The sequence below is a fragment of the Myxococcus sp. AM009 genome (assembly GCF_013372605.1).
GTDB lineage: Bacteria > Myxococcota > Myxococcia > Myxococcales > Myxococcaceae > Myxococcus > Myxococcus vastator.
The window spans coordinates 1-7,055 of record NZ_JABXEP010000260.1 but is presented as its reverse complement, the minus strand read 5'-3'; the positions used below and the strand labels follow the sequence as shown (position 1 = coordinate 7,055).

Genomic DNA, 7,055 nt, shown 5'->3' with positions numbered 1-7,055 from the left:
GAGACAGGGAGAGGAGGACGGGGTCCGCGTCCACCACACGCAGCGCCAGCGTGGCCGCGTCCAGCGTCAGGGCGTTGCGGCCCGCGTCGAACGCCGGGGTGACGCCAAAGTGCTCCTGGAGCGGGCGGAGGTCCGCCGGTGCGGGGTGGGCGAAGGAGACGTGGCGCGGACTCCACGGGTGCTCGGTGAGCTGGCGACCGACATGGACGAAGAGGGCCAGGCCGAACTCGCTGGCGTGGCGGCCATAGGCCAGGGGCTCACCCGGGATGCCGTAGACGAAGGTGCCGCTGCCGTCCGGTGCGTCCTGGAAGGAGGCGCGCCAGGCGGGCTCCAGCAGCGCCATGTACCGGGCCAGCGCGCGGAAGGTGTCCCGGACGGTGGGGGAGGCCCGGGCGATGTACTCCACCAGTCCGTAGTTTCCACGCGGGACTCGCTGCGCCACGTGCAGGCCGAGGAAGGCGTCTCCGGACAGGGCCTCGGCCGCGTCGAGGAAGGCGTGCAGGGTGGCCAGGGGGAGGGTGACTTCGGGCAGTGTGCTCGCGTTGCCGGGCAGCCCGAAGCGCTCCACCAGGGGGGACGGGTCGCGCCCCGTCGCGCGCAGGTAGGCGAGCATCGGCCCCACGAGCTGGGAGCGGACGTCGGTTGGTGGCCGGGAAGGGGGCGGCGTCTCCACGCGGGCGTGACGCTACCGTGTCTCGGGCGCGGGGCCCACCACCCTGGAGAGGCGCCTGCCGGTGCGGGCATGCCTAGAGTGCGGCCATGGACAACCTGGCTCACTCGCTCGTTGGCGCGTGGATGGCGGAGGCGGGGCTGAAGCGCACCACGCCGCTGGCCACCGCGACGCTCGTCATCGGCGCCAACCTGCCGGACGTCGACGCCATCGTCACCTTCGCGGGCTCGGATGCCTCGCTCTACTGGCGCCGGGGCTGGACGCACGGCGTGCTCGCCTTGGCCCTGTGGCCCTTCGTCCTCACCGGGCTGATGCTGCTCTGGGACAGGTACGTGCGCCGGCGCAAGCAGCCGGACCTGCCGCCGGCGCGCTTCGGGCCGCTGCTGGTGTTGTCCACCCTGTCGGTGCTGAGCCACCCCGCGCTCGACTGGCTCAACACGTATGGCGTCCGGCTGCTGATGCCCTTTGACGGGACGTGGTTCTACGGCGACGCGCTCTTCATCATCGACCCGTGGGTGTGGTTGCTCGCGGGCGCCGCCGTCATCATGGCGGATGCGCGCACGCGCAGGTCCGCCGCGGGGTGGGGGGTGCTCGGCGTGGCCTCCACCGCGCTCATCATGGTTCCCGCCTTCGTCCCGTGGCCCGCGAAGGTGATGTGGGCCGTGGGCGTGGCCGCCATCGTCTGGTTGCGGCTGCGGGGGACCCATGTCCTCTCCGCGCAGCGCGTGGCGCGGGTCTGCGGCGTGGGCTTGTTTCTCTACCTGGGCGCCATCTTCGTGGGCTCGCAGGTGGCCGCGCCGCGCGCGCTGGAGTGGCTGCGCTCGCAGGACCTCTCCGTGGAGCGCGCGATTGCAGGGCCGCTGCCGGCCAACCCCTTCGTGCGGGACATCATCGCCGTGGGGCCGGACCGCTACCACTTCGTCCGGGCCGACTTCCTGGCGGACGACGCGGGCCGCTTCCAAATCAGTGACGCCAGCGTGCCGCGCGAAGCCCAGCCGGGGCCCGTCATCCAGGCAGCGTTGTCGGCGCCGCAGCTTCGGGGGCTGGCCAACTGGCTGCGTCTGCCCACCTATCAAGTGGAGGAGCGCCCTGATGGATGGCACGTCACCATCCGCGACGTCCGTTACTCACGGATGCGGAGTGGCGGTTTGGGCACGGCGGTGGTGGTGCTGGACCGTGCGCTGCGGCCTGTCCGGGTCGAACGGCCGTAGCACGCGGGCCGCCGTCCCCGCGCGTGTCACGCGGGGACGGCGCCATGCGCTTCAGCGCTTCAAATCGATGCGCACCCATTCGCCCTGGGTGGCGCCCGTCAGCACGGTGAGGCCCAGGTTGCGGTAGGCGGCTTCCACGTCCGCGCGCTGGTGGGCGAGCACGCCGGCCAGCACGAGCCGGTCCTTCGTCTTCGCCACAATCAGCGGGGCCAGCTCGATGAGTGTGTTGGCCAGGATGTTGGCGAGCACCAGGTCGAAGGTGCCCTCCACCTGGGTCAGCTCCTTGCCCGACACTTCGATGTCCGGCGTGCCGTTCTCCGCCTGGTTCTCCTGCGCCAGCTCCACGGAGACGGGGTCGTTGTCGGTGGCCACGGTGCGGCCCGCGCCCAGCTTCTTCGCGGCGATGGCCAGCACGCCCGTGCCGGTGCCCACGTCCAGGACGGCGGCGCCCGGGTGCTCGGCCATGTACGCGTCCACGGCGGCGAGGCACAGGGACGTCGTCGGGTGGTCACCGGTGCCAAAGGCCATCTTCGGCTCAATCACGAGCTGCACGGTGCCCGCGGGCGCGTTCGCCTTGTCCCAGGGGGGACCGACCCACAACCTGCCCACATGCACGGACTTGATGAGCGACTTCCACTCATTGCTCCAGTCCTGCTGGGGCTGCTCGTCCAAGGTGAGCTTCGCCTCGGGGAAGGACGACGCCACCTCGTCACGGGCGGACTCGGCCGTGTCGCGCTCGTCGAAGTAGCCGATGATGATGGCCTCGCCAGGGTTCGGTCCGCGCACGCCCGGCATGAGAGGCGCTTCGCGATCCCTCACCTCGAGGCCCAGCGCGCCCGACTCGTGGATGAGGTCCTGTACGGCCTCGGACGCTTCCTCGGGCAACTCCACTGTGAGTGACAGATAGGTCTGGGACATGCGGGCCCTTTAATCCCAGCGTGGCTAGCGTGGAAGCACCGTGAGACGCCCCCTTCACTGTTGGCCCCTGGTCTGCCTGATTGCCTGCTCTGGACCGGACGCGCCGGATGACGCCGTTTGTCGGGATGTCATCGTCCGGCTCTGCCAGTCAGCGGCGGCCTATTCCTGCGTGGCGGTGCAGTTGGACCTGGGGCTGAGCTGCGAGGCCACCCTCCTCCAGCGGACGGGCTGCGAGGACGATGCCTTTAGCTTCGTAGCCCCCACTCGGGAGCGCGTCCTGGAGTGCCGCGAGGTCCTGCTCAGCCGAGGCACGTCCACGGACCACCCCCCGGCTTGTGCGGACGCGACGCGGTTTCTCACCGGGTGCCCGGACGTCGCGGGCTTCTTCCGGGGGGGCCAGCCATGAAGCGTCTGGGGTCGGCGGTGTTGATGATGGCGGTGGGGTGCGCGCCGCTGGACGTGGAGCGGCGCACGGAGCGCGGGCCGCTCTTGCGGACCTGGTCCCAGGAGAAGGCGCTGAACGAGCGCATCCCCTTCGCCACGACGCAGGTGCAGTGGCCTCGGCTCACCCTGTCGTTCTCCTCGTCGGACATCTGTCGCACCGAGCAGCATGGGGAGTACGCGGAGGACATCATCTCCACGCACGGCAACACGGGCGTGGCGGCGGAGGTGAGTAGCGGCGGCGTCTTCGCGGTGCTGGGCGGGACGTTGCTGGTGGGACGCTCGTTGTTCTCGGACACACCGAACCGCTCCGCCATCGACGAGCACGGCCGTTACGGCGCCTCCAGCCGCGACGTCGCCACGGGGTGGGGCTTGGGGCTGCTCGTTGTCGGCGTACCCGCGGTGGTGGCCGGCATCGTCCAACTCTCCCGCAGCGGCGAGACGCGGGAGACGCGCAAGCGGGCTGAGCTGCTGTCCTTGCGCGAGGTGCCTTGCCAGCCCAAGCGCGTGGACGGCGTGGTGGAGCTGGCGGGAGGGCCGGGCCCGCAGCCTCCGCCCCGGCTCACCCTCAACGGGGCGCTGGTGCTGACGGCGGACGAGATTCAACGGCTGTCCTTTGCCGGCTTGGCGCTGGATGGCACGCCCGTCACGCTGGAAGAAGAGGACCTGGACCGGCTGGAGACCTTCCGCACCTGCGCGACGCTGCTGGCCACGCCGGTGGACCCGCAGGCGCTGGCGGGAGAGGCGCGCTCACGGCCGGACCGGCTCCGGATGAAACGCGAGCTGGCCCGGGGCTGCACGACGCTCCCGGGCGCCCCGGCACAGCCCCTGCTCGAAGCCATCGAAGGCGCCCTCGGGAGCACCGCCCTTTAGGGCGGCGCGTCTTCCCGAGGGACACCGCGTAACTACGGGCCGACGACGGCCATCGCGCTGCGGTCGAAGTTGATGATTCTTCGCGCCACATCCCGCACGTCGTCCGCCGTCACCGCGGCGACGTGGTCCGCGTAGTGGAGGAAGTTCTCCAGGCCCAGGCCGTAGCAGGTGTCCAGCGCCAGCACCGCCGCGCGTGAGCCGTTGCGCTGCAGGCCAATCTCGTGCGTGCCAATGAGGTGCTGCTTGGCGCGCGCCAGCTCCTCGGCGGGGATGGGCTCGTCGCGCACGCGCTCCAGCTCCGCGCGGATGCCGGCCAGCGCCGCGTCCACCTTCTCGGGACTGGTGCCCATGTACGTGGCGAAGTAGCCCGGATCCACGCCTTCAATGGCGAACGAGCTGACGCTGTACGCCATGGAGCGCTTGTCCCGCAGCTCCACGAAGAGCCGCCCTCCCTGGCCGGACAGCACCGTGGAGAGCACCTCCAGCGCGTGCTGCCACGGGTCGCCTACCCGGCCGCCCGGGAAGCCGAGCACCAGGTGCGCCTGGGCCCGCGCCAGCACCTTCTTCGCCTCGCGAGGCCCCTCCAGCGGCGCCTCCAGCGGCACCTTCGGCGGCGGGACCGCCTTGCCGCGCGACGCGCCGAAGTACTCGCGCGCCAGCGCCATCACCTCGTCCACCTTCACGTCACCCACCACGCTGAGCGTCAGCTGCGACGGGTCCATGTGCGCCGCGTGCCACGCGCGCAGCAGCTCCGGCGTCAGCCGCTCCACGGACGCCTGCTCACCCGTGGTGGGCATCCGGTAGGGGTGCGTCTGGTAGATGGTCTTGCTGAACAGGTCGAAGGCCACGCTGGACGGCTTGTCCTCGCGCGTGAGGATGTCCTGGAGCAGCAGCGTGCGCTCGCGGGCGACCTCGGCCTCCGGGAACGAGGGGTTCAGCACGCAGTCCGCGAAGAGGCGGAAGGCCGGCTCGAAGTGGCGCGACAGGAACTCTCCGCGCAGGCCCACCGAGTTGCGTCCGCTCTGGCCCCCCAGGCTGCCCGCGAACGCGTCGATGAGGTCGGAGACCTCCTCCGCGTGGTGCGTCGGCGTCCCCCGCGTGAGGCTGCGGGTGAGCAGCGTGGTGATGCCGTTGTCCTCCGGCGTCTCGTAGCGCAGCCCGCCCGCGAAGGCGGCGCGGATGGCGAACAGCGGCACCGCCGGCTCCACGCGCACGATGATCGTCGCGCCCGACGGCAGCTTCTCCGTGATGATGTCGCTGGGGCCCGAACCCGTGCCCTTCAGGATGCGCACCGGCGAGTCACCCACGGCCACCTTGCGCGGCTTGCGCTCGGGCGGCGCCGCGGCGGGCTCGCGGTCCACGGTGTCCAGCACCTCGTGGACCTGCGCCTCCGTCAGCGGCGTGCCCTCCGGCAGCAGGCCGGTGACGATGGCGCGGTCGAAGCGCAGGTAGCGCTCGGCGGCGGCGCGCAGGTGCTCGGGCGTGAGGTTGCGCACGGCCTCGTAGTAGCGGGCCTCCGCCTCCAGGCTGCCCATGCCGGACTGGTAGAAGCCCATCTTCCGGGCCACGCCCTGCACCGTCTCGCGCTGGTACACGGCCTCCGCCTCCACCAGCGCCTTGGCCGTGGCCAGCTCCTCCGCCGTCACCGGCGTGGCGCGCAGCGTGGCCAGCCCCCGCGCCGTCTCCTCCAGCGCCCGGACGGCGTTGGCGGGCTGGAGCGTCAGCGACGCGGAGAAGATGCCCGGGTCCGAGGGCGTATAGGCGAACGTGTGGATGTCGTTGACCAGGTTGTGGCGGCGCTTCACCTCTCGCGCCAGCCGGGACGCGTCGCCCTGGCCGGCGATCATCGCCAGCACGTCCAGCGCGGGCACGTCTTCGTGGTCCGCCTGGGGAATCCCGAAGGCGAGGTGGAGGTAGGCCTCCTTCACCTCGTCCGGGCGCAGCAGGACGCGCCGGCCCGCGGCCACGGGCTCCGGGGCGCGCGCTACCCGGCCCTCATACGGCCGGCCCCAGTCGCCGCCGAAGATGTCGTCCACCCACTCGCGCAGGTCCGCCTCGCGCAGGTCGCCGGCCACCGACAGCACCAGGTTCTTCGGCGTGTAGTGGCGGTGGTAGAACTCCAGCACCTTCTCCCGCGTGAAGCTCCGCACGCTCTCGTCGGTGCCGATGACGGGCAGCCGGTAGGGGTGCACCTGGTAGGCGGTGGAGAAGAGGTCTCGCGAGGCGCGGCGGGGCGGCGTGTCCTGGCTGCGCTTGATTTCCTCGCACACCACCTCGATTTCGCGCGACAGCTCGCCCGCGTCGAAGGCCGACCGGCGCACCGCATCCCCCAGGATGTCCAGGCCCATCCGGGCGAACTGGCTGGCGATGACGATGTGGTAGACGGTCTGGTCGTAGGAGGTCCAGGCGTTGATTTCGCCGCCATGGGACTCCACGTCCCGGGCGACCTCACCGGGGCCTCGCCGCTCGGTGCCCTTGAAGAGCATGTGCTCGTGCAGGTGGGCCAGCCCCGCCTGGTCCGGCCGCTCGTCGGCGCTCCCGGCCTTGACCCAGACCTGGAAGGCCGCGACCTTGGCGGCGTGCTGCTCCTCGAAGACGACGGTAAGCCCGTTGGGTAGCGCGTAGCGGATGGCCATGGAAACCTTCGAAGGTGTCACCGGCCCCCTGGGAGGGCAAGGCGAGGTGTGATGTTTTCCCTCACTGGCTAACGCCCGGGAGCCTCGGCGTCGAGGAGACTGTACGGCTGCCGTCTGACCGGATGGATGGAACTTCGGACGCGCACCTGCCCACGCGTCTCTGGTGGTGCGCCCGTCCGGGGGGTAACCTGCGCCCGCCCATGCCGTCACCTCCGGAAGAGGTGGATCCGCTCGCGGACCTGCGCGAAAGCCTGGACCTGGAAGACACCGGTGCCTCGGCGGCCCCCGCCGCCCCCGCCCCCGTGG

The 7,055-nt window shown here is 71.3% G+C and carries 6 protein-coding genes; 3 read left to right on the top strand and 3 right to left on the bottom strand.

Annotated features, from left to right (window positions below; all coding sequences use genetic code 11):
* A partial coding sequence (locus tag HV824_RS34290; RefSeq protein WP_217917991.1) for an AraC family transcriptional regulator occupies positions 1 to 613 on the bottom strand: 613 nt, incomplete at its 3' end.
* Positions 614 to 759: 146 nt separating this feature from the next.
* Between HV824_RS34290 and HV824_RS34285 the strand changes: the two genes are divergently transcribed.
* Entirely contained in the window at positions 760 to 1,881 is a 1,122-nt protein-coding gene (locus tag HV824_RS34285; RefSeq protein ID WP_176425143.1) for a metal-dependent hydrolase, read from the top strand.
* A gap of 51 nt (positions 1,882 to 1,932) precedes the next feature.
* Here HV824_RS34285 and HV824_RS34280 read toward each other — a convergent pair whose 3' ends face one another.
* Positions 1,933 to 2,799: a 50S ribosomal protein L11 methyltransferase gene (locus HV824_RS34280; protein ID WP_176425142.1), complete on the bottom strand. Its 867-nt coding sequence runs from the start codon at positions 2,797 to 2,799 to the stop codon at positions 1,933 to 1,935.
* Between the two features lie 40 nt (positions 2,800 to 2,839).
* On the opposite strand from HV824_RS34280, the gene HV824_RS36970 reads away from it, so the two are divergent.
* On the top strand, positions 2,840 to 3,205 hold the full coding sequence (locus HV824_RS36970; RefSeq protein ID WP_368738138.1) for a hypothetical protein: 366 nt from the start codon (positions 2,840 to 2,842) through the stop codon (positions 3,203 to 3,205).
* The gene (locus HV824_RS34275) at positions 3,202 to 4,113 is read left to right on the top strand and encodes a hypothetical protein (RefSeq protein ID WP_255208573.1); all 912 of its coding nucleotides are present in this window, start codon (positions 3,202 to 3,204) and stop codon (positions 4,111 to 4,113) included. Before HV824_RS36970 ends, HV824_RS34275 begins: the two co-directional genes overlap by 4 nt.
* Positions 4,114 to 4,145: 32 nt before the next feature.
* Here the strand turns inward: HV824_RS34275 and HV824_RS34270 are convergent, their stop codons facing one another.
* A complete protein-coding gene (locus HV824_RS34270) occupies positions 4,146 to 6,749 on the bottom strand; it encodes a pitrilysin family protein (RefSeq protein ID WP_176425140.1) in 2,604 nt (867 codons plus the stop codon).
* Positions 6,750 to 7,055 lie beyond the last annotated feature (306 nt).

Excerpts from the sequence above, each read along its gene's own strand:
- HV824_RS34275 (WP_255208573.1), top strand. The coding sequence starts at position 3,202 with ATGAAGCGTCTGGGGTCGGCGGTGTTGATGATGGCGGTGGGGTGCGCG.
- HV824_RS34280 (WP_176425142.1), bottom strand. The coding sequence starts at position 2,799 with ATGTCCCAGACCTATCTGTCACTCACAGTGGAGTTGCCCGAGGAAGCG.
- HV824_RS34270 (WP_176425140.1), bottom strand. The coding sequence starts at position 6,749 with ATGGCCATCCGCTACGCGCTACCCAACGGGCTTACCGTCGTCTTCGAG.
- HV824_RS34285 (WP_176425143.1), top strand. The coding sequence starts at position 760 with ATGGACAACCTGGCTCACTCGCTCGTTGGCGCGTGGATGGCGGAGGCG.